This window comes from Burkholderia sp. AU4i, assembly GCF_000466765.1.
GTDB lineage: Bacteria > Pseudomonadota > Gammaproteobacteria > Burkholderiales > Burkholderiaceae > Burkholderia > Burkholderia cepacia.
Map to the genome: position 1 here is coordinate 50,608 of NZ_ASSI01000009.1, position 24,505 is coordinate 75,112.

Below are 24,505 nucleotides of genomic sequence, written 5' to 3' on the forward strand. Positions count from 1 at the left end.
GCCGGAAGCGGCGGCCGCGCGCCGCCGCCGCGATCACTGCCCGAGGTAACGCTCGACGAGACGCGTCCAGAACGCCGCACCGATCGGCAGGTTGCGATCGTTGAAGTCGTATTTCGGGTTGTGCACCATGCAGCCGTCCTCGCCTTCGCCGTTGCCGAGCCGCACGAACGAGCCCGGCCGCTGCTGCAGCATGAACGCGAAATCCTCGCTGCCCATCAGCAGGTCGGTCTGCTCGACCACGTGCGCATCGCCGACGAGTTCGCGAGCGACCTGCGCGGCGAAATCCGTTTCGGCATCCGTATTGACGACGACCGGATAGCCCTCGATGTACTCGACGGTCGCGCTCGCGCCGTAGCTCGCGGCCTGCGTTTCGGCCAGCTCGGTGATGCGGCGCTTGAGCAGCGCGCGAACCTCGGGGCTGAACGAGCGCACGCTGAGTTCGAGGCGCGCGCCGTTCGGGATCACGTTGTTCGCGGTGCCCGCGTGCATCGAGCCGACCGTGACGACCGCCGGCTGCGCGGGGTCGACGTTGCGCGCGACGATCGTCTGCAGCGCCATCACGATGCTTGCCGCGACGACGACCGGATCGACCGTCAGGTGCGGCCGTGCCGCGTGGCCGCCGACGCCTTCGATCGTGATGATCGCCTTGTCGCCGGCCGACATGAACGGGCCGCGCCGCGTGAGGAAGACGCCGGGCGCCGCGCCCGGATGGTTGTGCATGCCGAACACCGCATCGCATGGGAAGCGCTCGAACAGGCCGTCGTCGATCATCTTCTTCGCGCCGCTGTCGACGCCGTGCTCTTCCGCCGGCTGGAAGTACAGGTGTACGGTGCCGGAGAAGTTGCGCGTCTTCGCGAGATGCTGCGCGGCGCCGAGCAGCATCGTCGTGTGGCCGTCGTGGCCGCAGGCGTGCATCTTGCCGTGCGTGCCGCTCGCATACGGCAGGCCGGTCGCCTCGACGATCGGCAGCGCGTCCATGTCCGCGCGAATGCCGATGCTGCGCGCGCCGTCGCCCACCCGCAGCGTGCCGACCACGCCCGTCTTGCCGACCCCTCGCGTCACCTGCCAGCCCCATTGCTCGAGCTTGTCCGCGACGAGCGCGGCCGTGTCGTGCTCTTCGTACGCGAGTTCGGGGTGGTGATGGATGTGGTGACGGATCTCGCGCAGCCCGCCGGCGGCGGGCATCAGATCCTCGACTTCGGTGAAGCGGGTATCGGTGGTCATCAAGAGGGCTCCTGCCGTTCGTCTGCGCACGCCGGGGATGCGTGCGCGAAAGCGAGCCACTATAGCCAGCCGATATCGGTTCAAGAAGATGCGGAATTTTTCACCGTGATAAGTATTTTTAATCAGGGTTAATGCGTAGTCGGCTCATCGCTTTCGACGCGAACGTCACGGCTTTCCGATAATCGGCAACCCAGTCGGAGCGGCCGGGCGCGACACGCCCGGCCGTTGCCATCGCAGACGAATTCAGTTCGCCCGGGCGTTCAGTTTCGCCACGAGGACGTCGCCGAATTCCGGCGCCGACATCGGCTGCTGCCCCGTGATCAGCTCGCGATCGACGACCACGTTGCTGTGCCAGTTCGCCACCGTGTCGACGTGAGCGCCGGCTTCGGCCAACGCGTTCACCGGATAGAACTGCACGTTGCCGCCGAGCCCGTTCGGACCTTCGAGCTGCTGCTCCTCGCCCGTCGAGAAGACGGTCATCCGGTAACCGGCATACGGCCAGCCGGCCGCGAGGGAATTCGCGTTGCCGTCGTTGGCGACCATCGATGCAACGAAGGCATTCGGGTCGCGCAGCGTGGACAGCAACACGATCGGCCCGTGACAGATGATCCCGGTGGGACGCCCGCTGTCGTGGAAGCTGACCAGGATCTTGCCGAGATTCCGGTCCTTGAGCAGGTCGACCATCGGCGCATGGCCGCCCGGGATAAACAGGCCGACGTAACCGCCGGTCCCCTCCGAGACGACGGAGGCCAGCGTCTTCGGATGCTTCAGTTGCGCGATCCCTTGAGCGTATTTCAGTGCGTCCGCGCGCGCTGCATCGTCGCCGCCGAAAAACAGCGTGTTGTTCGAGTTCGCGTCCATCACCGGCATGTCGCCGTTCGGATTGGCGATCACCGGCTCGTAGCCGGCCTCGACGAGCTTGCGGTACGGCACGACGAATTCATTGAGGTAATAACCCGTCGAATATTGCCTGCCGTCGCGCAAATCGAGCGCGTGAACGCTCGACATGACAACCAGCACCTTGCCGCGCGACTGCGCCGACGCGCCCACCGGCAATGCCAACGCGGTGGCCGTTGCGAGTACGGCCGCACCGATCTTGAGAATGTTCATTATCAATCCCTTCCGAAAAATCGAGCGAGCCGGTTCAAGCGCCGGTCCCGGCATCCGCCACGTAGCGCGGAGCGGCCTTGGCGTTGGCGAATTGGGGCGTGAGTGCGCGGCGGGCCGCTTCCCATTGCGTCCAGCCGTCGCCGTCGTGCAGCGTCGGGATCGTCACCAGCTCGCCCTGATCGAGGCCCGCAAGCGCGGCATCCACCAGGTCGTCGGCCGTCATCGTGCTGGCGGCCTCCTTCTGCTTCGCATAGCCGGCCACGTCCCAGAACTCGGTCGCCGTCGCGGCAGGCAGCACGGTCTGCACGCGCACGCCCTTGTCCGCCAGGTCGCGCTGAAGTGTGTGACCGAAACTCAGCACATACGACTTCGATGCGCTGTACACGCCGTTGAGCAGTTCGACCGCAATACCGACGACCGAGCTGATGTTGATGATGGTGCCCGTGCCCTTGCTGGCGAACACCGGTGCGACGGCGTAAGTCAGGCGGGTCAGCGCGGTGATGTTCAGATTGATCATCGACTCCATCGTGTCGACGTCGCCGTTGAGAATCGACGCGACCGAGCCGATTCCCGCGTTGTTCACCAGCATCGTGATGTTGCTGTTCTCGCGCAGGATGCCTTCGATCTTCGCGAGCGCGGCCTTGTCGTTCAGATCGGCGGCGACGGTCTCGACCGAGCGGCCTGTTTCGGCCGTGAGGCGGCGCGCGAGCGTGTTCAGACGGTCCTGGTTACGCGCCACCAGGACGAGGTCGTAGCCGCGCTTCGCGAGGCGGTCTGCGTAAATGGCGCCGATGCCAGCCGATGCGCCGGTGATCAGCGCGGTGCCTTTCGTGGAAGTGGTCATGATTTTTCCGTTCCGTGAATTGAGCCGACCGGGTGTCGGTTCGTGGAACGAATTCTGGCGTCGACCGAACTCATCCTCAATGTCATATATGCAATGATTCATGCCAGCCGCACGCTGACCGGAAACCTTGCAGATTCGTCCTTTGAAACAGGCGCCCGATTACCCAAAATCGGTGCTGTCGGTGGCTCCGCTCGGCGCATTGCTTCCTGAAGGCGACCGCGCGCCATGCCATCTGATGGCACGCCGACGCCGCCCGTGACGATGTCCGTTTTATGCTAGATTCAATTGATCAGGACACACACATGGCGGACGTCATGCACACCGTCGGGCTCGTTGTTTACCCCCAGTTCCAGTCGCTCGCGCTCGCAGTGGCGAGTGTGTTCGAGTACGCGAATCTGCTGCGCGGCGAAGAGGTGTACCAGTTCCGGATCGCGTCCGAGCACGGTGGCGCGGTCATGTCGTCACAGGGCTTTTCGGTCAACACCGAACCGCTGGCCGAAGCGGGATATGACACGCTGATCGTCGCCGGCGACAACGAATGCCGGCTGCCGTCGGCGACGCTGGTGGACTTCCTGCATCGTGCGCCCTTCCACTCGCGGCGCATTGCGTCGATATGTACGGGGGCCTTCGTCCTCGCGGCCGCCGGGCTCCTCGACGGGAAACGTGCCACGACGCACTGGTATCACGCGCGGGCCTTCAAGAAGCAATATCCGAACGTGCAGCTCGACGAAGATCGCATCTTCGTCGTAGACGGTCAGGTCTGGACTTCGGCCGGCATGAGCGCCGGGGTGGATCTGGCGCTGGCGATCGTCGAAAGCGACTTCGGGCTGGAAACGGCGCGTATGGTCGCGCGCAAGCTCGTGCTGTACCAACGGCGCGGCGGTGGCCAGTCGCAATTCTCGACCTTGCTGGAACTGAACGCGCGATCGGACCGCGTGCAAATGGCGCTGACCTACGCGAGCGAAAACCTGGCGAGCGATCTGTCGGTGGAACGTCTGGCAGAGGCGGCACGTTTGAGCCCGCGCCAATTCAGCCGCGTGTTCCGGGAGGAAACGGGGCAATCCCCCGCCAAGGCGGTTGAGCGGCTGCGCGTCGAAGCCGCCCGCCTGATGATGGAAACGACGCGCCACCCGATCGAAATCATTGCGAGAGAAACCGGATTCGGCGACCGCGAGCGCATGCGCCAGGCATTTCTGCGCGCGTTTGGGCAACCCCCGCAGACCATCCAGCGAGCCTCCGGGGTGGCGCCGCTCATGAATTAGGACTTGTTGAACCAACAGGCAGACAGGTCCCGCGCAGTCTTGCTGGCTCAAACCGTGAGCGCTCGCTTCGTCCATCGCGCATGACGAGGGGGGCCCCGTCAACGACGTGCCGCGGCTGCCAGCCGCGCGCTGTCCAGGCGGAAAATCTACTGCTCGCCGGGAGCCCACTCCGGGCTATAGCCGCCAAGCGCCGGGTGGTACATTTCATCGCCGGAATGCTGCGTGAATTCGACATTGAGCCGATCCTCACGCAAGCCGAGCATCTCCACGCAGTGCGCGCAAAGTGCCTGCGCCAGTTCCATACGCTGCCCGGGCGGGCGGCCCCGACGGATATCCAGCATCATCACGGCGACCGGGACCGGCGCTTCGCCGGCCTCGGCAATACGCCACACGCCACCTTGCCCCAGCTCGCGAATCGCGACGCTGATACGCCGAATATCGACCGACATCATCCGCGCATAGGTCTCGCTCATTTTGGCGGCGAGCGACCGCTTGGTTTCCGCCGAATAGTGGTCGTTCACGTCCAGTTGCAGATAGGGCATGGTATTCAGGATTCCGGGTGATCGATCGAACACGTGCGGCATCGGCCTGTCCGGATGCCGCACGCCGATTCTGGCACCCGGCTCGCCGCCCTCGCAATGTCGAATAGGCCATGATTCCGGACACGGGTTCAAAAACGACACCTATTCGCGGAGGAGTCTCGCGACATCCCCCCGCGCTACGCAAATCCGTACAGCTTCGCCGGGTTCGTGACGAATATCAATTGCTGCCAGTCCGCCCGCCCGATCCAGCCGGCGATCACGTCCAGCATGCTCGCGTCGTCCGGCTTGTCCGTCTTCTGCGTCGGGTGCGGCCAGTCGGTGCCCCACAGCATGCGCTCCGGCGCCATGTCGATCAGCGCCTTCGCGACCGGCGCGACGTCGTCGTAGGCCGGCGCGCCCGACTTGCTGTCAACGTACGGTCCCGACAACGTGATCCACGTATGGCCCTTTTCGACGAGGCGTTTCGCAGTCCGAAACGCGGCCGACGACAGCCCGCCGGGCTGCGGCACATGCGCGATATGGTCGATGACGAGCGGACACGGCAGCGCCGCAAGATATGGCTCCAGCTCCGGCAGCCGCGCGCCCTGCACCACCAGTTCGATATGCCACCCGAGGTTCGCAATGCGCGCGGCGAGCGGCGCCAGCATGTCGAGCGTCGTCGCGCCCGGATAGCTCAGGTTGAACCGGATCGCCCGGATGCCGCCGCGATCGAGCGCCCGAAGTTCGTCGTCGCTCACGGTGCCGTCGACGACGGCCACGCCGCGCGCGTCGTCGCCGAACTGCGCGAGCGCCGCCAGCGTGCAGCGGTTGTCCGTCCCGTACGTCGACGGCGTCACGACCACGTTGCGCGTCACGCCGATACGCGTCTGCACGCGCCGGTATTGCGCGACGGTCGCATTCGGCGGCCGCAGCGTCGTGCCCGGCGCGACCGGAAACCGATCGTCGTAGATGTGCATGTGACAGTCGATCGCCCCTTCGGGCAATTGGAACACCGGGCGCTCGATGCCGCTCGACCACGTTTCGTCGGCCGCGGCCAGCGTCGGCAATGCGGCCGAAGCCAGCGTCGCGCCGGCGATCCTGAGGAATTCGCGTCTCGCGATGCGCGCCATGATCAGATCGTCCCCGTCTTGCCGACCAGCTTGCCGGACGCATGATCGCGCGTGAGCAGCAGCAGCGTCGCGACGCTCACGAGCGTGAGGATCGCGAGCGGCATCAATGCGAGCGCGTAGCTGCCCGTCGCCGCCTTCACCCACCCGTACACGTTCACCATCAGCCCGCCGCCGAGCAGGTTCGCGATCGCATTGACCGTCGCGAGCCCGGCCGCCACGGTGCTGTTGGACAGCATGTCGGTCGCGAGCGCCCAGAACGGGCCCTTGAACGAATACGCGCCGACCAGCACCGCACAGAGCATGCAGACCGTCGGCAGCAGCGATCCGCTCAGCGACGTCGCGAACAGGCCCACGCCGATCAGCAGCATCGGCACGACCGTGTGCCAGCGCCGTTCGCCGACGCGGTCCGAGCGCCGGCCCCAGTAGACCATCAGGACCGAGGCCACCGCATACGGCACCGAATTCAGCAGGCCGGTCTCCATGACGGTCAGGCCGAACGACTTCAGCAGCTGCGGCTGCCATACGGACAGCGTGCTGCCTGCCGCGGAAGCACACGTGTCGACGAGCGCGAGGCACAGCACGTAGCGGTTGCGGAACAGCTGCGTGAGCGGCAGAGACGGCACCTTCTTGCGCGTCTTGTGGCCCGCGGCCAGCGCGGCCGTGAGCCATGCGCGCTCGTCGTCGTCGAGCCACTTCGCGTCGTCCGGCTTGTTCGTCAGCATGAACAGGCACGCGATGCCGAGCAGCACGGTCGGAATGCCTTCGAGGATGAACAGCCAGTGCCAGCCGCGCAGGCCCCACACGCCGTCCATCTGCAACAGCAGCGCGGAGATCGGCGAGCCGATGAAGCTCGCGGCCGGAATCGCGACCATGAACGTCGCGACGATCCGCGCACGGTACTGCGCGGGAATCCAGTACGACAGATAAAGCAGCACGCCCGGGAAGAAGCCGGCCTCGGCGGCGCCCAGCAGGAAACGCAGCACGTAGAACGTCGTCGCGTTGTGCACGAGCGCGGTCGCCGCCGACACGATGCCCCACGTGATCATGATCCGTGCGATCCAGATCCGCGCGCCGTATTTCTGCAGCGCGAGATTGCTCGGCACTTCGAAAAAGAAGTATGAAATGAAGAACAGGCTGCTGCCGAAGCCGAAGACCTGTGCCGACATTTCCAGGTCATGGTTCATCTGCAGCGACGCCATCCCGACGTTGCCCCGGTCGATGAAGGCAAGCAGGTAGCAGATCATCAAGAAGGGAATGAGTCGCCAGACGACCTTGCGTAAGGTCCGGCGCTCGATCGCGGACGCTTCCATGAAACCGGTTTGCATGTTGTCTCCGTTTATTGTGCGCCTATGCGCGTATCTGTGAACGAGTGAACCGTTGCCACGCGATGACCGCGATGACCCCGCACGCAAGCACGGCCGCCATGGCGGCAAAGGTGTGTCGCACGCCGAGCGCCTCGGACGCGCTGCCGACGAGCAGGTAACCGAACGGCATCGTGCCGTTGTAGGCCATGCCGTACATCCCGACGAGCCCGCCGCGCACGTGCTCCGGACACTGGCGCTGAATGGTCGCGTTGGTCGACGTGGCCGCGAACGTGAGGCTGAAGCCGAGGGCATAGAACGCGGGAATCGATCCCGCCGCATCGGTCGTCGCGGCCAGCACGGCCAGCGCACCGACGGCCGTCCACGGCGCATACGCGATGAACCGGTGCGACGCGCGCGGCCCGAACGCCGACGACAGCAGCACCGCCGCGCTCAACGAGCCGGCGCCGGCGCACGCGAAGAACACGCCGGTAAAGCGCGCGGCGTCGTGAAAGCCCTGGTCCGCGAGCAGCGGCACGAGCGTCTGGTAGCTGCCGGCGAACAGGCCGATGCACGCGAGAATCGGCAGATAGCGGGCCGAGAACGCATCGGACAGCACGTAACCGACCGCGTCGCGCAAGCCGCTCTCCGCGCGTGACGGGCGGTCCACCGACGCGGTCCGGATCGAGCGCACGCACGCCGCCATGAAGCACAGCGCGAGTGCATAGATCGCAAACGACGTCCGCGGCCCGAGCGTCGGATAGACGAATCCGGCGATGGTCGGGCCGACCATGCGCCCGACGTTGTAGACCATCGTGTTCATCGCGACCGCATTGGACGTGTGCGTCGCATCCTGCAGGCTCGTCAGCAGCAGCACCTGCCGTGCCGGCGTTTCCACCGCGCTCGACACGCCGATCGCCAGTGCATGCGCGAGGATCAGCTTCACGCCGAGCAGGCCGAGCAGCGACAACGTGAAGAGGCTGCCCGTCAGCAGCAGCGATGTCGTGAGCACGCAGAGCGTCACGCGGCGCGCGTTGGCCGAGCCGATGCGGGAGCCCGCCACCGGCGCGACGATCAGTTGCGGCCCGTACAGCAGGAAGTTGAGCAGCGCGAGGATCGCCGCCGATCCGGACAGGTGATAGATCAGCAGATTCAGCGTGACGTTCTGCGTCCAGCTGCCGAGCACCGACGCGACCTGCCCGCTCAGATAGCGCCGCAGCGATGCCTCCGACAGCGCGGGAAACAGCCGGCTCACCCACCCCGCTTGCGTCGCCACGTTCATGACAACGCCTTCCCGCGCGTTTCGGGCGCGACCAGCACGACCACGGCCGCGGCGATGAACGCGACGATCGTCGTCGCGAGTCCGAGCACGAAGCCGCCCGACGTCGACGCGAGCGCGCCGATGATCAGCGGCGCGATGAAGCCGCCGAGCCGGCCGCCGTTGTACGCGAGGCCCATGAAGAACCCGCGCGATGCCGTGTTGCCGATGATCTCCGCGAGGAACGGGCCGGCACCCGCGAAGATGCCGTTCACGCTGAAGCCGGTCAGGAAGATCGCGCTCATCAGCAGCAACGGATTCGCCGACACGATGTACACGCCGACGGCCAGCGCGCCGACCAGCAGGTACGCCAGGAACATCGGCCGCCGGCCGATCCGGTCGACCCATGCCGAGAACAGCAGGAATCCGGCAATCGCGCCGAACTGCAGCGCCAGCACGAACTTCAGGCTGTGCACGAAGTCGAGGTGCTTCACCGTGACGAGGAACGTCGGCGTCCACGTGAATACGCCCCAGTACAGGTACTGCAGAAAGAAGATGAAGCAGAAGGCGGTGAGCAGGCCGCGCACGTTCAGTTTCTCGTGATTGGCCGTGTCGGTCTTGCGGGCCTGAGACTTCGCGTGCCGGCGTTCGAGCCAGATCGGCGATTCCGGCGTCTTGCGCGCGACCCAGAACAGGATGAAGAACGGCGACGCACCGATCAGGAACAGCAGACGCCAGCCGTCGCCGCCCAATCCGCCATGTACGGCGCCGACGATGCCCGAGATCGCGATCGCGAGAATCGCGCCGATCGGCAAGCCCATCTGCATCAGCGCACCGCCCTTGCCGCGCCGGCTCGGGTGCCAGGTCTCCGCGATCAGCGCCGCGCCGGCGGTCCAGGTTCCGCCCATGCCGAGCGCGCCGACAAAGCGCAGCGCGGCAAACCCGTGCGCGTCGGGCGCGAATGCAATCAGGCCGGAGAACAGCGAGTAGATGCCGACGCAGAGCAGCGCGGTGCGCACGCGCCCGATCCGGTCCGACACGAAGCCGAACAGAATGCCGCCGACGATCTGTCCGGCCGCCGTGACGCTCGTGAACATGCCGAGCTGCGCCTTGCTCAGCCCGAACTGCAGCGCGAGCGTCGGCAGCAGCAGCGACAGCAGGAACGAGTCGTAGCTCTCGAACGTCCAGCCGAGCCCCGCGAGCGACAGCGAACGCCATTCGGTACCGGTCACGCGCGTCAATCCTTTTTCCGCGGCGGCGGACTCCATGTCCTGCGTCGCCGCGGTTGCACTCGTCTTCATGGGTTGTCTCCGGGAAGCGCGATGCGATACGTCGATGCGGCCGTCCGGCTGAACAGCGCGGCCCGTTCATCGGTCGACATCGCGGACGCGAGTCGTTTGAAGGCGTTCCACAGCACGCGATAGCCGAACATCCCCTTGTCGACGGGGAAGTTGCTTTCGAACATGCAGCGATCGACGCCGAAGCATTCGACGCAGGTGTCGAAATACGGCTGCCACGCCGCCGCCAGTTCGGGCGACGACGGCGGCAGGTCGCGCGCGGCGAAGTCGAAACCGAACACGGTCATGCCCGCGCCGCCGAGCTTCATGCGCGTGTTCGGCAGCGCCGCGAGACGCGCGAGTTGCCGTTTCCATTGCGCATGCACTTCCGTGCGCCGGCCGGCATGCGGGCCCACGCCGAGCGGGCCGCCGAAATGGTCGATGACGATGGTGACGCCGTCGCATGCACGCGCGAGTTCGTACAGGTCGTCGAGCTGCGTGTGATAGACCCACGCGTCCAGCGACAGCCCGTAGCGGGCGAGCGTCGTCACGCCCTGCCGGAATGCCGGGTCCGACATCCGGTCGCGCGGCGGCGTCACCGGGCTCGATCGCACGTCGGCGCTCGCATGCCACGCGAGCGGGTTGCGGATCCCGCGCAGTCGCCCGCCGGATACCTGCAGCATCGTGTCGAGCACCACCTCGAGTTCCGCACCGAGCGACAGATCGGCGCCGCCGACGATGGCCTCGCAGCATCGCGCGGGACCGTATGCGCCGCTGTCGAACATCGCGGCGACGCCGCTCGCGAACTCCACTTCGCCGACCGGCTTGAACGCATCCGGCCCGCTTGCACGCAACATCGATCGGCACTGGACGTAGACCGTCGACACGACGCGATGCCCGCTGCGCACGTCCACGCCGAACTCGTCCGCGAGATAGCGCCCGGTCTGCCGGTCCCACAGGTGATGATGGGCGTCGACGATCGCAAGCTCGGGTTCGAGCACCGGCTCGTCGCGCAACGCGAGCCACTCGGGCCGGACGGGCAGATGGGGCGCGTGAACGATCTGCATCGCGCTCGCCGTCAGAACTTCTGGCGCATGCCGATCACCACGCCCGTCTGGTTGTGATCGGGTGCGACCGTGCCATAACCGTTCACGCCGAGCGCGGAGCCGCCCTTGTTACGCGCGAAACCCGCCGTCGCATAGATATCCGTGCGCTTCGACAGCAGATAGTCCGCGCAGAGCACGGCGAGCCACGGATCGGCACTGGTCGAATGCACGTCCTGGTAATAGGCGGTTGCCGTGACCACGAACGCCGGCGACACCGCGTATTGCGCGCCGGCCCAGTACAGGTTCGCCGCGCTGGCTTCGGAGCCGTTCGCGACCCGGATCGGGTTCGCCGGCAGGAACGCGTTCGACGCCCGAAGATAGCGATAGCCGGCGAATCCCTTCACCGGTCCGAGCGCATACGACGCGGCGGCCGTCGCACGACGCTCGGTGCCCGTGTTCGTCGCGACGGTGTTGCTGTTGCGCTGCTCGTACGACACGCTCGCGGCGAGCGGCCCTTGCGAGAAAGTCAGCGCCCCGCTGTAGAAGCGGCCGGTGAGTTGCGCGCCCGGCACCTCGGCGCCGTACCCGGTGTCGTAGCGGGTGCTGTACATGGCTTGCGCCGTCAGCGGACCGAACACGCCGGTGTACTTCACCGAATTGTCGATACGCGCGGCCGCCGCGTAGTCAAGCGACAGCACCGAGTACCGCGACGACGCGCCCATCGGGTCGAAGGCCACGGCCTGTTCATAGAAGAGCGCGTTCTGGCGGCCGAACGTCAGCTGCTGACCCCTGTACGCCAGCCCGACCCACGCCTGCCGGCCGAAAATCCGCGACGTCGTGGCGGCATTCGCACCGAGGCCTTTCGTCGACTGCGCGGTCGTGCCGTCATTGAGGTTGAAGCCGTTTTCGAGCTGGAACAGGGCTTTCATGCCGCCGCCGAGCTCCTCGACGCCCTTCAGTCCCCAGCGCGAACCGGACAGATTGCCCGACGCTTCGCGCGTCTGCGCGCCGCCGGTACTCGTATTGTTGATGTGCTCGATGCCGACGTCGGCAATGCCGTACAGCGTGACGCTGCTTTCTGCATGGGCGGCCCCGCACCACGCGGTCGCGCTCGCGACGGTGAGGGCGCCGAGCATGAGGCGGGGTTTCGGGCGGGAATTCTGGCTGGCCTGATTCGACGACATGAAGTCTCCAAACTGTTTTTTTGTGGGTGGGTCTTCCGGCGAAAGAACATTCACGGCTCGCGGACGGCAGGCGCTTCGCCGGCGCCCGCGCCCGGATCGCCGAGCCACGCGATGGTCAGCGCGCCGAGCAGCAGCAAACCCGACACGGCGATGAGCGGCGCGGTGAAGCCGCCCGAGAATTGCTTGAGCGCGCCGATCATCGACGGCCCGACGAAACCGCCGAGATTGCCGACTGACACGATCAGCGCGAGTCCGCCCGCGGCAGCCCGTCCGGTGAGGAATCCCGACGGGATGGCCCAGTAAGTCGCCTGGAACGCGAGGATTCCGCTCACCGTGACGCACAGCGCGATCAGCTTGAAAACCGGCGCATGAATGAAGGCGCTCGCGCACAACGCCGCGGCGGCGACAGCCAGCGCACCGGCGATATACGGAATACGGTTGGCCGCCCGATTGGCGAGACGCGCCCACCCGAGCATCACGCCGGCGCCGATCGCATACGGAATCGCCGTCAGCCAGCCGACCACCGCGCGTTCGACGCCGAACTGCTTGATGATCTGCGGCATCCACAAGCCGACGCCGAGCGAGCCGACGATCCCGCAGAAGTTGACGAACGCGAGCACGAACACGCGCCAGTTCGTCATCGCGTCGCGCAGTTTGCTGCCGTGCTTCGCGCCGATGTCGCGCTGCTCGAACGCGAGGCGCTTCGCGAGCGACGCCTTCTCTTCGTCATTGAGCCACGCGGCTTTCTCGGGGCGGTCGGCCAGCACGAACAGGCACGCGACGCCGAGCATCACGGCCGGTACGCCTTCGATCAGCAGCAGCCACTGCCAGCTGCGCAGCCCGTGCAGGCCGCCGAGTTCGAGCAGCGCACCGGAAACCGGCGAGCCGATCATGTTCGCGACGGGAATGCCGACGAGGAAGGCGGCCGTCACCTTCGCGCGCCACTTGCCGGGAAACCAGTGCGTGAAATACAGGTAGATGCCGGGCGTGAACCCGGCCTCGGCGAGCCCGAGCAGGAAGCGCGCGGCCGCAAAGCTCTTCGGTCCGACGACGAACGCCGTCGCCATCGAGAACAGGCCCCACGTGATCATGATTCTCGCGATCCATACGCGCGCCCCGACCTTCTGCATGATCAGGTTGCTCGGAATCTCGAACAGGAAATAGCCGATGAAGAACAGGCCGGCGCCGACACCGAACTGCTCGGCCGTCAGACCGAGATCCTTGTTCATCGTCAGTGCGGCAAAACCGACGTTGGTCCTGTCGAGATAGCTGATCACGTAGCAGACGAAGATGAACGGCAGAATGCGCCGGAACGCCTTCGCGAGCGTGCGCTCGCTGGCCGCGTAATCGTCGCCGGCAAGCTGCGCCGACGATGGTGCGTCGGCGCGCGGTGCGTCATCGCCGGCACGCAGCGCGTGCGAAATGGTCATGCTTGTCTCCTTCGTCGCGCGGCTGGCGGCACGATCTTTCGGAATGCGGGCGGGAAGCCGACGCGCGGCTTCCCGGCTCGTGGGTCTCAGTCCTGCTTCACTGCCTGCTTCACTGCCTGTTTCGGCAGCGGGCCGGCGATGCTCATCTCCGCTTTCAGCACGGAACCGGACGTCGATTCGGTGATGAAAAGCGTCTTCATGTCGGCGCCGCCGAAGCACACGCTCGTGAGCGACGCCCCTTTCGGCCCGGTCAGGATCTCGACAGGCTCCGCGCAGTGGTTGAGCACCCACACGCGCCCGAGCCCCGGATTCGCGACGAACAGGCGGCCTTCGAGATCGACGGTAAGACCGTCGGGGCCGCTCGGTCCGTAGGAGGTAAAGAACTGGCTGACCTTGGTGACCGACCCGTCGGCCTGCAGCGGCATGCGCCACACGGCATTGCCGCGCGTCATCGCGACGAACAGCACTTTCTCGTCGCGCGACAGCACGAGCCCGTTCGGGCTCGGGCAGGTGCCGAGCAGCATGTCGAGCTTGCCGTCGGGCGACAGCCGATACACGCGGCCCGTCGGATCGTGCAGCCCGGTCTGCCCCTGGTCGGTGAAATAGATATTGCCGGCCGAGTCGAACGTCAGGTCGTTCACGCCCTTGAAGCGCTCGGTGTTGCGGCGCTCGAGATACGGGCGAATTTCACCGCGCACGATATCGAGCAGCATCAGGCCGTTCCGGTAGTCGGTGATGATCAGGTGCGATGCGTCGAAGCGCTTCATCCCGTTGGGCTCGCCGTCGTATTCGACGACGAGCTCCCAGTCGCCCGACGGCGAAATGCGGAAGATGCGCCCGTGCGGAATGTCGGTCACGAACAGATAGCCGTCCGGATCCCAGACCGGCCCTTCGAGAAAGGAATCCGTGACCATGCCGCCGCGATTCGCGCGCGCCCATTCCGTGCGGACGTCCGGCTTGCGAAACTTGTCCGGCATCCGCGTGAACACGTCGGCTTCGCGCACGTCGGGGTTCGTCAGATAAAACATGCGTTCCTCGATGTTCAGGGTTCAAGCCGCGCTGTGCGCGCGTTCGTCGAGCACCGCGAGGACGTTGGCGGCCGCGCCCTTGCCCATGTTCACGTACGCGGCATCGCTGACGCCGCCGATATGCGGAGACAGAATCACGTTGGGGATCTGCTGGAACGGGTGCGGCGTCGTCATCGGCTCGACGTCGAAGCTGTCGAGCCCGGCCGCGCGCACCTGGCCGCTCGCCAGCGCGTCGGCAAGCGCGGGTTCGTCGATCAAGCCACCGCGTGCGGTATTGACGACGATCGCCCCGCGCTTGAAACGCGCGAGCGTGTCGCGGTTGAGCATCCGGCGGTTGTCGGCCGTCAACGGACAATGCAGCGACACGACGTCCGACTCTGCGTACAGCGTGTCGAGCGGCACGAGCTTCACACCGACAGGCGCTTCCTTGGCGAACGGATCGAATGCGAGCACCTTCATGCCGAACGCCGCGCCGATCGCGGCCACGCGCCGGCCGATCGCGCCGAGTCCGACGAGGCCGAGCGTGCGCCCGTCGAGTTCGACGGACTTGTGCGTCGACTTGTCCCAATGACCTTCGCGCATGCGCATATCGAGGTGCGGAACCGACTTCGCACATGCGAGCAGCAGCGCCCATGCGTGCTCGGCGACGGCGGCCGCATTCGCGCCGACCGCCGCGCGCACCGCGATGCCGCGTGCGGCAGCCGCGTCCTGATCGATCACGTCGATGCCGCTGCCGTGCTTCGAAATCACCTGCAGGTTCTCGGCGGCGTCCATGATGCGGGCGTTGATCTTGCCGTACCGGACGATGATGGCGACCGGCTTGTGCTCGATGCACAGCGCCACGATGTCGTCCTCGGTCGGTTGCTTGCCGGCGAACACGACGTCGAACTGCGCGAGCATGTCGAGCGCTTGCGGCGCAAGGTCGGCGGCGGTCACGAGGACCACGGGTTTAGGCGAAGCGGCGTGCATCACAGCGCCTCGCCTTCGGCCAGCATGCCGGCCGCGCGCAGTTCCTTCTCGATCCAGCCTGGACGAAGGTCGCCCTTGTGGATCGCCGCGATACGCGCGGTCTCGAAGTCGAGCTTTTTCTGCGCGAGATCGACGATGCGCGCGACGTCGGCGCGCGCAATGACGACGACGCCGTCGGCGTCGCCGACCACCAGGTCGCCCGGATTGACCGCCGTGCCGCCGAGCGAGATCGGCGCATTCACGCGTCCCGCGATGCTCTTGGTCGGGCCGCACGGATTGAGGCCGGCCGCGAAGACCGGATAGTCGCCGTTGGCCAGTTCATGCGCGTCGCGCACCGCGCCGTCGATGATGATGCCGGCGATGCCGCTCGCCTTCGCCTGCGCCGCCATGATTTCGCCGAGCAGCGCGCACGAGATGTCGCCCTTGCCGTCGACCACGACGACGTCGCCCGGCTGCGCGACGGCGAGCGCCGCATGGATCGCGAGGTTGTCGCCCGCGCGGACTTCGACCGTGATCGCGGGGCCGGCGACCTTCATCTTCGGCGACAACGGCCGCACGCGACCATGCACCGTGCCGCGGCGGCCCGCGACGTCGGCCAGGATCGCGGCCTGGTAGCGCGCGGCCGCCTGAACGAGTTCCGGCGACACGCGTTCGATGTCGCGATTGATCGGAGAAGTGCTGGCGGATGTGTTGCTCATGATTCGACCTCGAGTTGTGCGTTGTACTCTGTACAACACTGGTGTACATGGTGAAATCACTATAACCAGACGACGCGCGCCATGGCACTGGCGTTTACCCTTTTACGTGGTAAACCAGTGTTTTACTCTGTACAATCTCAGGTAAATGTCGACGGGAGAGAAGGAATGGGAAACGACGGGGTCGTTGCCGTGGAAAAGGCGCTTGCGCTGCTGGACTGCTTCAAGCCCGGCGCCGAATCGCAGTCGCTCGCGACGCTGTCGCAGGCATCCGGCATGCACAAGACGACGGTCTATCGGCTGATGAATTCGCTGGAGCGGATGGGCTACGTCGTGCGCGCGCAGTCCGGCAACTATTCGCTCGGACATCGCGTGCTGTACCTCGGCAAGCTGTACGAGCAGTCCTTCCATCTGTCCACGGTGGTGGAGCCGGCGCTGCATGCGCTGGCCGCGCTGACGAAGGAAAGCGCATCGTACTACGTGCACGACGACGGGCAGCGGCTTTGCCTGTTTCGCGTCGAACCGTCCGAAGGTCTACGTGAAACGCGCCTCGCGGGCACGAAGCTGCCGCTCGACGACACCGCCATCAGCCACGTGATCCGCTTCTGGGGGCTCGGCGAACCGATCTACGACAAGCCGCCTGCGCTGCCCCTCTTCACCGCGGGCGCGCGCGACGTGCACACGGCGGCGTTCGCGGTGCCGGTCTTCGGCGCCGGCGACAAGTTCATGGCGGCGCTGACGCTTTCCGGTCCGGCATCCCGCCTCAGCGTCGCGCACGAGTCGGGCGAGCTCGATCGACCGCAACTGGATGCGGCCGCCGATCTCTCCCGGAAGCTGGGGGCGAGCGTCGCGCTCTGCGAGCACGTCTACGGCACCTGATCGCCGCTTCGGCAAAGGTCGGGGGTCAAGCCGACGAGCCGTTCGTCGCCTGACGGTGGAAACGTTCGCCCACGCCACGCCCGCGCGCTGCGGCATGACGCCTGCATCGCCGCACCGACGCGACGGCCCGTCGGCTCCGCCGAGAAAATCGATCGCGCCGGCCCGCGACCGGGCTTGCGCGGGCGGCACGGTCGACGCGCCGCCCGCGACGACGGCCGCCCTTACTCGATCGCCTTGAGCGCATCCAGCCCGTCCGGCAGCTTCGCGTCCGGAAACTGCGTGGACAGCGTGGCGTCGCGCCACCGCGCCGCCTCTTCCGCGCGCTGTCGTTCCGCCTGCTCGCAGACGAACAGCGCATCGCCGCCGAGCAGCAGGCGCAGCGGCACGTCGTCGCGGCGCGACAGGTCGACGATCAGCGCCGCGATCCGCGCGGGATCGCCGATCTCGTGGCCGCCATACGCACCGAGCAGCTCGAGAATCTTGCCGACCGACGGCTGATAGTCGGGCAGCAGATCGTCGACGTCGCGCTTCGCCTGCGCGGCCCATTCGGTACGCATCCCGCCCGGTTCGAGCGTGCACACGCGCACGCCGAACGGCGCGACTTCCTTCGCGAGCACGTCGCTGAATCCGCCGACCGCCCACTTCGCGGCCTGATACGCGGACAACCCGGGCGTCGACGTCCGCCCGCCGACCGACGACACCTGGAAGATGTGCCCCGCGCGCTGCGCGCGCATCGTCGGCAGCACCGCGCGCGTCAGGTTGATCACGCCGAACAGGTTCGTTTCGACCTGATCGCGGAACACGTCGGCGCCCATCTGCTCGAACGGCGCCGTATGGCCGTAGCCCGCGTTGTTCACCAGCACGTCGATGCGGCCGAACGCGGCCCGTGCCGCGGCGACAGCCTGCTCCGCCGCCGTTTCGTCGGTGACGTCGAGCGCGACCGGCAGCAAGCGGTCGCCATAACGTTCGGCCAGATCGGCCAGTCGCGCCGGGTCGCGTGCGCCGGCCACCAGTCGGTCGCCCGCCGCCAGCACGGCTTCCGAAATCGCGCGCCCGAGGCCGCGTGCGGCCCCCGTTACCATCCAGACTTTCGACATTTTTCCACTCCTTGATCGTGGTGAAACGATGAAAATGAATGATTACTCACTCATTAATATGGACGATGACGTGATCCTTCATGACCTGCATCGCCCTGCCTGAAACGCCCCGCCCGCCGTCGCGGCACGCGCCGCGCCGATGTCCATGCTTGATTCACACCGTGTGCAACACGGCCCACATCGCGCGAAACCCCGCTTCCCGGTAGGCATCGGCCCGCGCCGGATCGCGCGCGATGGATTCCATCGCGGTTTCCGCGATCGACGCGAACAACGCCGAACAGAACGCATGCGCTTCGTCGCGGTTCAGCGCGCCCGACGCGGCGACCTGTTCGCGCAGCAGCGCACCGATCCCGCCGAAGCCTTCCGAGCCGGCCGCACGATGCGCGTCGTCGATGCGCCCGCTCACGCCCAACTGCTGCAGCGCACGCCGGCCGTCCGGATTCGCGACGCCCCACGACACATAGCCGTTCCACGCATGCCGCACCGCCTGCTCGGCCGGCGCGTGTTCCGGAAACCCGGTCATCATCGCCTCGCGCAGGCCGGCCTTCAGGCTCAGGTAGAGCGCGTTCAGCAACGCATCCTTGGTCTCGAAATAGGTGAACACCGTGCCTTCCGCCACGCCGGCCAGCCTGGCGATGCGCGCGGTCGTCGCGCTCGCGCCGTCCTCGGCGAGCGCGCGCGCGGCCGCGGCGAGGATGGCGTCGTGCTTGTCGGGACTGCGCGGTCGGGCCACAATCGATTCCTTTAATGAGTGAGCGCTCAATCATAATGGGGCGATCATGTGGAATGCAAGCCCTGTTACATCCGGGGGAACCCATACGCAATCCATCAAAACCGTGCACTATTAGCGTTTTCACGTACGGGTGCGTTCACGTATCGGCGCCCTGTGCCTCGACGTTCGTTCCACGCTCACCGTTTCAGACGCGAACCTCCCATGACGAATCAGCCTACCCAGACCGCGGCCGACCGGCCCGTTGACATGATCATCTTCGGCGGCGGCGGCGACCTGGCCGCCCGCAAGCTGTTGCCCGCGCTGTACATGGCGCACCTGCACTGCAACCTGCCGCCGGAGACGCGCATCATCGCGGTCGGCCGCCGCGACTGGGGCATCGACGGCTATCGCAAGTTCATGGACGAGCAGTCGCGCCCGTTCATCGACGAGAAGGCGTTCGACGCCGATGCGTGGAGCCGCTTCCTCGACCTGTTCAAGTACGTGCTGATCGACGTGAACGCGCCGGAAGACTACGCGCGGCTCGCCGAAGCGGCGCGCGGCGACGCGATCCGCGTGTTCTACCTGTCGACGTCGCCTGAGCTGTTCACGACGATCTGCGACAACCTGTCGGCCGCGCATCTCGTCGACAGGCACTCGCGCGTCGTCCTCGAAAAGCCGCTGGGCCACGATCTCGCGTCCGCGAAGGCGATCAACAACGCGGTCGGCAAGCACTTCGAGGAATCGCAGATCTACCGGATCGACCACTATCTCGGCAAGGAGACCGTGCAGAACCTGATGGTGCTGCGCTTCGGCAACCCGATCTTCGGGCCGCTGTGGCAGGCGCCGAACATCCGCAGCGTGCAGATCACGGTCGCGGAAACGGTCGGCGTCGGCAGCCGCGCGGGTTTCTACGACCATACCGGCGCGCTGCGCGACATGGTGCAGAACCACCTGCTGCAACTGCTGTGCATCGTCGCGATGGAGCCGCCCGTGTCGCTCGACCCGGACGCGGTGCGCGACGAGAAGCTGAAGGTGCTGCGCTCGCTGCGGCCGATGTCGCTGTCGGACGTCGCGCGCGACACGGTGCGCGGCCAGTACACGGCCGGCGCGGTCGACGGCCAGCCGGTGAAGGGCTATCTCGAGGAAGACAACGTGCCCGCGGACAGCCGCGCGGAAACCTTCGTCGCGCTGCGCGCGCACATCAACAACTGGCGCTGGGCGAACGTGCCGTTCTTCCTGCGCACCGGCAAGCGGCTGCAGCGCCGCCAGTCGGAAATCGTGATCGAGTTCGCGGACATGCCGTTCTCGATCATCCCGACCGGCCCGCGCAATTACGGCAACCGCCTCGTGATCCAGTTGCAGCCGGAAGAGTCGATCCAGTTGCAGATGCTCGCGAAGGAACCGGGCAGCGGGATGAACATGGTGCCGGTGAGCCTGAACCTCGACCTGCAGCAGGCGATTCCGGAGCGGCGCGCGGAAGCGTACGAACGGCTGCTGATCGACGTGATCCGCGGCCGCCTCACGCACTTCATGCGCCGTGACGAGCTCGAAGCCGCCTGGTCGTGGGTCGAGCCGATCCTCGACGGCTGGAAGCAGCTCGGCGACCGGCCGCGCCTGTACACGGCCGGCACGTTCGGGCCCGCGGCTTCGTCGGCGCTGCTCGCGCGCGACGGGATGTCGTGGGCCGAGGAAGCGTAGGAAGCGCAGCACGCGCGGCATGTCGGCGGCGCACGCGCCGTCGGCATGCCGGATCACATCGGCGCGCCCGCCGCGCGCCGCCCGCCTTCGCGCCGTTCGCTTCGGCCGGAGAAAGTCCGCCGAGCTGTCCCGCGCGGGAACGGCGCCCGGCGGCAACGATACAGCCGCCCCCGGCTACACCGTCCCCATCCACGCCGCCTTGCGCCGTGCCGGCGCATCGCTGCCGCCGCTGCCGCCGCCCAGCACCTCGATCATGTAATCGACGAACGACGCGATCCGCGACGAAATCGCGGTATTCCGGTAATACACCGCGTTGATCGGCTGTTCGATCTCGAGCGTCTGGCGCGCGAGCACCTGCACGAGCCGCCCGGCCTCGCGATCCTGCGCGGTCATGAAATCCGACAGGCAGACGACACCCGCGCCCTCCAGCGCGAGCTGCCGCAACGTCTCGCCGCTCGACGAACAGATGTCCGGCTCGATGCGGCACGCTTCGCCGTCCGCGCCGAGGATCGGCCACGCGTTCAGCGATTCGGGCTGCGTGAAGCCGAGCAGCGTGTGCTTGCCGAGATCCTCGACCTTGCGCGGCTGGCCGTGCGCTTCGAGATACCCAGGGCTCGCGAAGATGCGCAGCCGGCTATTGCCGATGCGCCGGCTGTGCAGCGTCGAATCCTTCAGCCGCCCGATCCGGATCGCGACGTCGGTGCGCCGCTCCAGCAGGTCGATGATGCCTTCGTTGCTGTTCAGCTCCAGCTCGACCTTCGGGAAGCGTTCGCGATAGCCGCGCACGAGCGGCACGATCACGTGCAGCATGAACGGCGTCGCGGCGTCGACGCGCAGCCGCCCCGACGGCATCTCGCGCCGCGCGAGCATCTGCTCTTCCGCCGTCTCGACCGATTCGATGATCGCGCGTGCGTCCTGCAGGAACGCGCGCCCTTCCTCGGTCAGTTCGAGCCGGCGCGTGGTCCGGCGCAGCAGCGTGGTCTTCAGCTTCTCCTCGAGCCGCGCGAGCGTGCGGCTCGTGGCCGACACGGTGAGGTCGAGCTGCTGGGCGGCGGCGGTGATCGAACCGGTGTCGACCACGGCGGCAAAGGCCTGGAGTTCGTCGAGAGTGATCTTCATTGTTGATTTGAAATCAAAACAATTTGGTTTATAGACGAGTTTTTCAGCAAAAGTAAAGCCGGCACACTGCGATCCATTCCTACTGAAACCCGGATCCCGTCATGCCACTCGCGTTGCTTGCGCTGACCATCAGCGCCTTTGCCATCGGCACCACCGAATTCGTGATCGTCGGGCTGATCCCGACGATCGGTGCCGACCTCGGCGTCAGCCTGCCGTCCGCCGGCCTGCTCGTCAGCCTCTATGCACTGAGCGTCGCCATCGGCGCGCCGCTGCTCACCGCGCTCACCGGCCGCGTGCCGCGCAAGGCGCTGCTCGCCGGGCTGATGGCGCTCTTCACCGTCGGCAACCTCGTCGCGTGGCAGGCGCCCAGCTACGAATCGCTGATCGTCGCGCGCATCCTCACCGGCCTCGCGCACGGCGTGTTCTTCTCGGTCGGCTCGATCATCGCGACCACGCTCGTGCCGAAGGAGAAGGCCGCCAGCGCGATCGCGACGATGTTCAGCGGCATGACCGTCGCGTTCGTCGCCGGCATTCCGCTCGGCACCTTCATCGGCCAGCACTTCGGCTGGCGCGCGACGTTCCTGATCGTCGCGCTGTTCGGCCTCGTCGCGTTCCTCGGCGCGGTGGCGTTCGTGCCGCGCGGGCTGCCGCAGACGCCGCCGGCGCCGCTCGCCCGCCAGCTGCGCGTGCTGGCCCAGCCGCGCCTGCTGCTCGTCTATGCGATGACGGCCGTCGGCTACGGCGGCTCGCTGATCGCGTTCACGTACATGGCGCCGCTGCTCGAGCAGATCGCCGGCTTCACGCCGTCGCAGGTCAGCCTCGTGCTCGTCGGCTACGGCGTGTCGGTCGCGGTCGGCAACGTGTGGGGCGGCAAGCTCGCGGATGCCGTCGGCCCCGTGAAGGCGCTCAAGCGGATCTTCCTGCTGCTCGCGATCGTGCTGCTCGCGCTGACCTTCACGATCCACGTGAAATGGCTCGCGGTGCTGACGATGCTCGCGTGGGGCGCGGTCGCGTTCGGCAACGTGCCGGGGCTGCAGGTGTACGTCGTCAAGCAGGCGCGCCACTTCGCGCCGGACGCCACCGACGTCGCATCGGGCTTCAACATCGCCGCCTTCAACCTCGGCGTGGCCGGCGGCTCGTCGCTCGGCGGCCTGATCGTCGCGAACGTCGGCCTCGGCCACACGCCGTGGATCGCCGCCGTCGTCACGCTCGGCGCGTTCGCGCTCACCGCATTGAGCGGCCGTCTCGACCGCAGCCACGGGCTGCCGGAACGCACGGCCGAACCCGTCGAACTCGCCCATTGAACGTCACCTATTCACAGGAGCCACCCGCATGAACGCATCGACCCGACGTCCGCCGTTCGCCGGCAAGACTTTCGAAGTCCGTTACGACGGCCTCACCGCGCTCAACGCATACGACGAGGACGGCCTCCACATGCGCTACGAAATCACCGAAGGCCCGTACGCGGGCGCGAAGGGTGAAGTCGAATACACGTGGCAGCACGTCGCCGGCGAAACCTACGCGATCTCGTGGCAGGAAGCCGATCGGGCCACCGTCGTGCACATCGACGATTTCGCCGCCGGCACGTCGCGCTCGTTCTTCACCGCGTCGTCGCTCGATTTCTACCGGCTCGACGGCAGCCTGCGCGCGGTCTGAACGGACGGAGCCCCCAATCATGCCCACTTCACTCGACAGGCTCGCCGACGGCGGCTTCAGCATCGGCATCGAACTGCCGCTCGACAACGACTGGACCCCGTCCGGCAACGCGAAACGCCGGCATGACGGCCGCCACCCCGGCGTGCCCGACCTCGCCATCCACGCGGAACTCGCGCAGCTGGCCGACTCGCTCGGCTTCCGCGCGCTCTGGGTGCGCGACGTGCCGGTGTACGACCCGTCGTTCGGCGACGCCGCGCAGGTGTTCGAAACGTTCTCGTATCTCGGCTACCTCGCCGGGATCACGCACGACATCCTGCTCGGCACGGCGGCCGTCGTGCTGCCGCTGCGCGAGCCGCTGCTGACGCTGAAATCGGCCGCGACGATCCAGGAACTGAGCGGCGGCCGCCTGATGCTCGGCGTCGCGAGCGGCGACCGTCCGGTCGAATATCCGCTGTTCGGCCGCGACTTCGCGTCGCGCGGCGCGAATTTCCGCGACCAGGTCGCGCTGCTGCGCGACGGCGCGCGCGGGCACCTGCCGCCGGGCCTCGAGGTGCTGCCGGCCGCGCGCTCGCCGGTGCCGCTGCTCGTCGCGGGTCTCGCGCAGCAAACGCCCGCGTGGATCGGCGAGCACATGGACGGCTGCCTCGCGTATCCGGGCACGCCGGCCGATCACCTGCAGCGCGCCGCGAACTGGCGCGCGGTGGCCGGCGACAAACCGTACGTGAGCTTCATCCACCTCGACCTCGCGGAAGATCCGCACGAGCCGCTGCAGCGGCACCGCTTCGGCGCCCGCGCCGGACGCATCGCGCTGACGGAAGAACTCGCGGCGATGCGCGACGCGGGCGTACGGCACATCGGCCTGCATTTCCGCCGCAACTGCCGCCCGCTCGACGAGACGATGGCCGAGATCGCGTCGGACGTGCTGCCGATATTCCACGCGAATACGAAGGCAAACGCGCAGACGCGCGCCGCATAAGGCCGGCAACGGCCTCGAGCGAGCCCGCCGCACGACCGATATTTGAATTCAAATCAAATATTTTTGACCTCTAAAGGCGTTTATCTCAT

The 24,505-nt window shown here is 66.9% G+C and carries 24 protein-coding genes; 7 read left to right on the top strand and 17 right to left on the bottom strand.

Annotated features, from left to right (window positions below):
• Positions 1-33: 33 nt before the first annotated feature.
• From L810_RS00810 to L810_RS00820, 3 genes are all read right to left on the bottom strand, one after another.
• Entirely contained in the window at positions 34-1,224 is a 1,191-nt protein-coding gene (locus L810_RS00810; RefSeq protein WP_021156436.1) for a M20 aminoacylase family protein, read from the bottom strand.
• A 243-nt stretch (positions 1,225-1,467) separates the two neighbouring features.
• On the bottom strand, positions 1,468-2,334 hold the full coding sequence (locus tag L810_RS00815; RefSeq protein WP_021156438.1) for a type 1 glutamine amidotransferase domain-containing protein: 867 nt from the start codon (positions 2,332-2,334) through the stop codon (positions 1,468-1,470).
• A 34-nt stretch (positions 2,335-2,368) separates the two neighbouring features.
• Complete coding sequence (locus L810_RS00820; protein ID WP_021156439.1) at positions 2,369-3,178, bottom strand: SDR family NAD(P)-dependent oxidoreductase; 810 nt, start codon at positions 3,176-3,178, stop codon at positions 2,369-2,371.
• A gap of 42 nt (positions 3,179-3,220) precedes the next feature.
• Between L810_RS00820 and L810_RS46795 the strand changes: the two genes are divergently transcribed.
• Both L810_RS46795 and L810_RS00825 read left to right on the top strand, forming a co-directional pair.
• Complete coding sequence (locus L810_RS46795; protein ID WP_155836091.1) at positions 3,221-3,388, top strand: hypothetical protein; 168 nt, start codon at positions 3,221-3,223, stop codon at positions 3,386-3,388.
• A 104-nt stretch (positions 3,389-3,492) separates the two neighbouring features.
• Positions 3,493-4,440, top strand: coding sequence for a GlxA family transcriptional regulator (locus L810_RS00825; protein ID WP_042972735.1), 948 nt, complete (start codon positions 3,493-3,495; stop codon positions 4,438-4,440).
• A gap of 146 nt (positions 4,441-4,586) precedes the next feature.
• On the opposite strand, the gene L810_RS00830 is transcribed toward L810_RS00825, so the two are convergent.
• From L810_RS00830 to L810_RS00880, 11 genes are all read right to left on the bottom strand, one after another.
• Positions 4,587-4,982 (bottom strand): tautomerase family protein, encoded by a 396-nt coding sequence (locus L810_RS00830; protein WP_021156442.1) that lies wholly within the window; start codon positions 4,980-4,982, stop codon positions 4,587-4,589.
• Between the two features lie 176 nt (positions 4,983-5,158).
• Complete coding sequence (locus L810_RS00835; RefSeq protein ID WP_021156443.1) at positions 5,159-6,091, bottom strand: amidohydrolase family protein; 933 nt, start codon at positions 6,089-6,091, stop codon at positions 5,159-5,161.
• A gap of 2 nt (positions 6,092-6,093) precedes the next feature.
• Positions 6,094-7,416 carry an MFS transporter gene (locus tag L810_RS00840; RefSeq protein WP_021156444.1) on the bottom strand — a complete coding sequence of 441 codons (1,323 nt, stop codon included), beginning with the start codon at positions 7,414-7,416 and terminating at the stop codon, positions 6,094-6,096.
• A 22-nt stretch (positions 7,417-7,438) separates the two neighbouring features.
• On the bottom strand, positions 7,439-8,674 hold the full coding sequence (locus tag L810_RS00845; RefSeq protein WP_021156445.1) for an MFS transporter: 1,236 nt from the start codon (positions 8,672-8,674) through the stop codon (positions 7,439-7,441).
• Positions 8,671-9,951 (bottom strand): MFS transporter, encoded by a 1,281-nt coding sequence (locus L810_RS00850; RefSeq protein WP_021156446.1) that lies wholly within the window; start codon positions 9,949-9,951, stop codon positions 8,671-8,673. Before L810_RS00850 ends, L810_RS00845 begins: the two co-directional genes overlap by 4 nt.
• On the bottom strand, positions 9,948-10,994 hold the full coding sequence (locus L810_RS00855; RefSeq protein ID WP_021156447.1) for an amidohydrolase family protein: 1,047 nt from the start codon (positions 10,992-10,994) through the stop codon (positions 9,948-9,950). Before L810_RS00855 ends, L810_RS00850 begins: the two co-directional genes overlap by 4 nt.
• A gap of 11 nt (positions 10,995-11,005) precedes the next feature.
• Positions 11,006-12,157 carry a porin gene (locus tag L810_RS00860; RefSeq protein ID WP_042972722.1) on the bottom strand — a complete coding sequence of 384 codons (1,152 nt, stop codon included), beginning with the start codon at positions 12,155-12,157 and terminating at the stop codon, positions 11,006-11,008.
• A gap of 50 nt (positions 12,158-12,207) precedes the next feature.
• Positions 12,208-13,587 (bottom strand): MFS transporter, encoded by a 1,380-nt coding sequence (locus L810_RS00865; protein ID WP_021156449.1) that lies wholly within the window; start codon positions 13,585-13,587, stop codon positions 12,208-12,210.
• A gap of 86 nt (positions 13,588-13,673) precedes the next feature.
• Positions 13,674-14,615 carry an SMP-30/gluconolactonase/LRE family protein gene (locus L810_RS00870; protein WP_021156450.1) on the bottom strand — a complete coding sequence of 314 codons (942 nt, stop codon included), beginning with the start codon at positions 14,613-14,615 and terminating at the stop codon, positions 13,674-13,676.
• Between the two features lie 21 nt (positions 14,616-14,636).
• A complete protein-coding gene (locus L810_RS00875) occupies positions 14,637-15,584 on the bottom strand; it encodes a hydroxyacid dehydrogenase (RefSeq protein WP_021156451.1) in 948 nt (315 codons plus the stop codon).
• A complete protein-coding gene (locus tag L810_RS00880) occupies positions 15,584-16,282 on the bottom strand; it encodes a demethylmenaquinone methyltransferase (RefSeq protein WP_021156452.1) in 699 nt (232 codons plus the stop codon). The genes L810_RS00875 and L810_RS00880 overlap by 1 nt, the downstream gene beginning before the upstream one ends.
• 165 nt (positions 16,283-16,447) lie before the next feature.
• Between L810_RS00880 and L810_RS00885 the strand changes: the two genes are divergently transcribed.
• Positions 16,448-17,158 (top strand): IclR family transcriptional regulator, encoded by a 711-nt coding sequence (locus tag L810_RS00885; RefSeq protein ID WP_021156453.1) that lies wholly within the window; start codon positions 16,448-16,450, stop codon positions 17,156-17,158.
• A 221-nt stretch (positions 17,159-17,379) separates the two neighbouring features.
• Here the strand turns inward: L810_RS00885 and L810_RS00890 are convergent, their stop codons facing one another.
• Both L810_RS00890 and L810_RS00895 read right to left on the bottom strand, forming a co-directional pair.
• Positions 17,380-18,255 carry an SDR family NAD(P)-dependent oxidoreductase gene (locus L810_RS00890; protein ID WP_021156454.1) on the bottom strand — a complete coding sequence of 292 codons (876 nt, stop codon included), beginning with the start codon at positions 18,253-18,255 and terminating at the stop codon, positions 17,380-17,382.
• A gap of 154 nt (positions 18,256-18,409) precedes the next feature.
• Positions 18,410-18,988 carry a TetR/AcrR family transcriptional regulator gene (locus tag L810_RS00895; RefSeq protein ID WP_021156455.1) on the bottom strand — a complete coding sequence of 193 codons (579 nt, stop codon included), beginning with the start codon at positions 18,986-18,988 and terminating at the stop codon, positions 18,410-18,412.
• 201 nt (positions 18,989-19,189) lie between these two features.
• Between L810_RS00895 and zwf the strand changes: the two genes are divergently transcribed.
• Positions 19,190-20,665, top strand: coding sequence for a glucose-6-phosphate dehydrogenase (gene zwf, locus L810_RS00900; RefSeq protein WP_042972725.1), 1,476 nt, complete (start codon positions 19,190-19,192; stop codon positions 20,663-20,665).
• Between the two features lie 174 nt (positions 20,666-20,839).
• Here the strand turns inward: zwf and L810_RS00905 are convergent, their stop codons facing one another.
• On the bottom strand, positions 20,840-21,784 hold the full coding sequence (locus L810_RS00905) for a LysR family transcriptional regulator (protein ID WP_021156456.1): 945 nt from the start codon (positions 21,782-21,784) through the stop codon (positions 20,840-20,842).
• Between the two features lie 101 nt (positions 21,785-21,885).
• Between L810_RS00905 and L810_RS00910 the strand changes: the two genes are divergently transcribed.
• Genes L810_RS00910 through L810_RS00920 form a run of 3 tightly spaced genes read left to right on the top strand, consistent with a single transcriptional unit; the run spans position 21,886 to position 24,416 of the window.
• Positions 21,886-23,088 (top strand): MFS transporter, encoded by a 1,203-nt coding sequence (locus L810_RS00910; protein ID WP_021156457.1) that lies wholly within the window; start codon positions 21,886-21,888, stop codon positions 23,086-23,088.
• Between the two features lie 28 nt (positions 23,089-23,116).
• The gene (locus tag L810_RS00915) at positions 23,117-23,440 is read left to right on the top strand and encodes a MoaF-related domain-containing protein (RefSeq protein ID WP_021156458.1); all 324 of its coding nucleotides are present in this window, start codon (positions 23,117-23,119) and stop codon (positions 23,438-23,440) included.
• Between the two features lie 19 nt (positions 23,441-23,459).
• Positions 23,460-24,416 carry an LLM class oxidoreductase gene (locus L810_RS00920; RefSeq protein ID WP_021156459.1) on the top strand — a complete coding sequence of 319 codons (957 nt, stop codon included), beginning with the start codon at positions 23,460-23,462 and terminating at the stop codon, positions 24,414-24,416.
• Positions 24,417-24,505 lie beyond the last annotated feature (89 nt).

Coding starts and splice junctions, on each gene's coding strand:
- L810_RS00810 (WP_021156436.1), bottom strand. CDS start 1,224: ATGACCACCGATACCCGCTTCACCGAAGTCGAGGATCTGATGCCCGCC.
- L810_RS00870 (WP_021156450.1), bottom strand. CDS start 14,615: ATGTTTTATCTGACGAACCCCGACGTGCGCGAAGCCGACGTGTTCACG.
- zwf (WP_042972725.1), top strand. CDS start 19,190: ATGACGAATCAGCCTACCCAGACCGCGGCCGACCGGCCCGTTGACATG.
- L810_RS00825 (WP_042972735.1), top strand. CDS start 3,493: ATGCACACCGTCGGGCTCGTTGTTTACCCCCAGTTCCAGTCGCTCGCG.
- L810_RS00875 (WP_021156451.1), bottom strand. CDS start 15,584: ATGCACGCCGCTTCGCCTAAACCCGTGGTCCTCGTGACCGCCGCCGAC.
- L810_RS00850 (WP_021156446.1), bottom strand. CDS start 9,951: ATGAAGACGAGTGCAACCGCGGCGACGCAGGACATGGAGTCCGCCGCC.
- L810_RS00865 (WP_021156449.1), bottom strand. CDS start 13,587: ATGACCATTTCGCACGCGCTGCGTGCCGGCGATGACGCACCGCGCGCC.
- L810_RS00905 (WP_021156456.1), bottom strand. CDS start 21,784: ATGAAGATCACTCTCGACGAACTCCAGGCCTTTGCCGCCGTGGTCGAC.
- L810_RS00920 (WP_021156459.1), top strand. CDS start 23,460: ATGCCCACTTCACTCGACAGGCTCGCCGACGGCGGCTTCAGCATCGGC.
- L810_RS00860 (WP_042972722.1), bottom strand. CDS start 12,157: ATGTCGTCGAATCAGGCCAGCCAGAATTCCCGCCCGAAACCCCGCCTC.
- L810_RS00910 (WP_021156457.1), top strand. CDS start 21,886: ATGCCACTCGCGTTGCTTGCGCTGACCATCAGCGCCTTTGCCATCGGC.
- L810_RS00885 (WP_021156453.1), top strand. CDS start 16,448: ATGGGAAACGACGGGGTCGTTGCCGTGGAAAAGGCGCTTGCGCTGCTG.
- L810_RS00815 (WP_021156438.1), bottom strand. CDS start 2,334: ATGAACATTCTCAAGATCGGTGCGGCCGTACTCGCAACGGCCACCGCG.
- L810_RS00835 (WP_021156443.1), bottom strand. CDS start 6,091: ATGGCGCGCATCGCGAGACGCGAATTCCTCAGGATCGCCGGCGCGACG.
- L810_RS00915 (WP_021156458.1), top strand. CDS start 23,117: ATGAACGCATCGACCCGACGTCCGCCGTTCGCCGGCAAGACTTTCGAA.
- L810_RS00840 (WP_021156444.1), bottom strand. CDS start 7,416: ATGCAAACCGGTTTCATGGAAGCGTCCGCGATCGAGCGCCGGACCTTA.
- L810_RS00830 (WP_021156442.1), bottom strand. CDS start 4,982: ATGCCCTATCTGCAACTGGACGTGAACGACCACTATTCGGCGGAAACC.
- L810_RS00845 (WP_021156445.1), bottom strand. CDS start 8,674: ATGAACGTGGCGACGCAAGCGGGGTGGGTGAGCCGGCTGTTTCCCGCG.
- L810_RS00890 (WP_021156454.1), bottom strand. CDS start 18,255: ATGTCGAAAGTCTGGATGGTAACGGGGGCCGCACGCGGCCTCGGGCGC.
- L810_RS00855 (WP_021156447.1), bottom strand. CDS start 10,994: ATGCAGATCGTTCACGCGCCCCATCTGCCCGTCCGGCCCGAGTGGCTC.
- L810_RS00880 (WP_021156452.1), bottom strand. CDS start 16,282: ATGAGCAACACATCCGCCAGCACTTCTCCGATCAATCGCGACATCGAA.
- L810_RS00820 (WP_021156439.1), bottom strand. CDS start 3,178: ATGACCACTTCCACGAAAGGCACCGCGCTGATCACCGGCGCATCGGCT.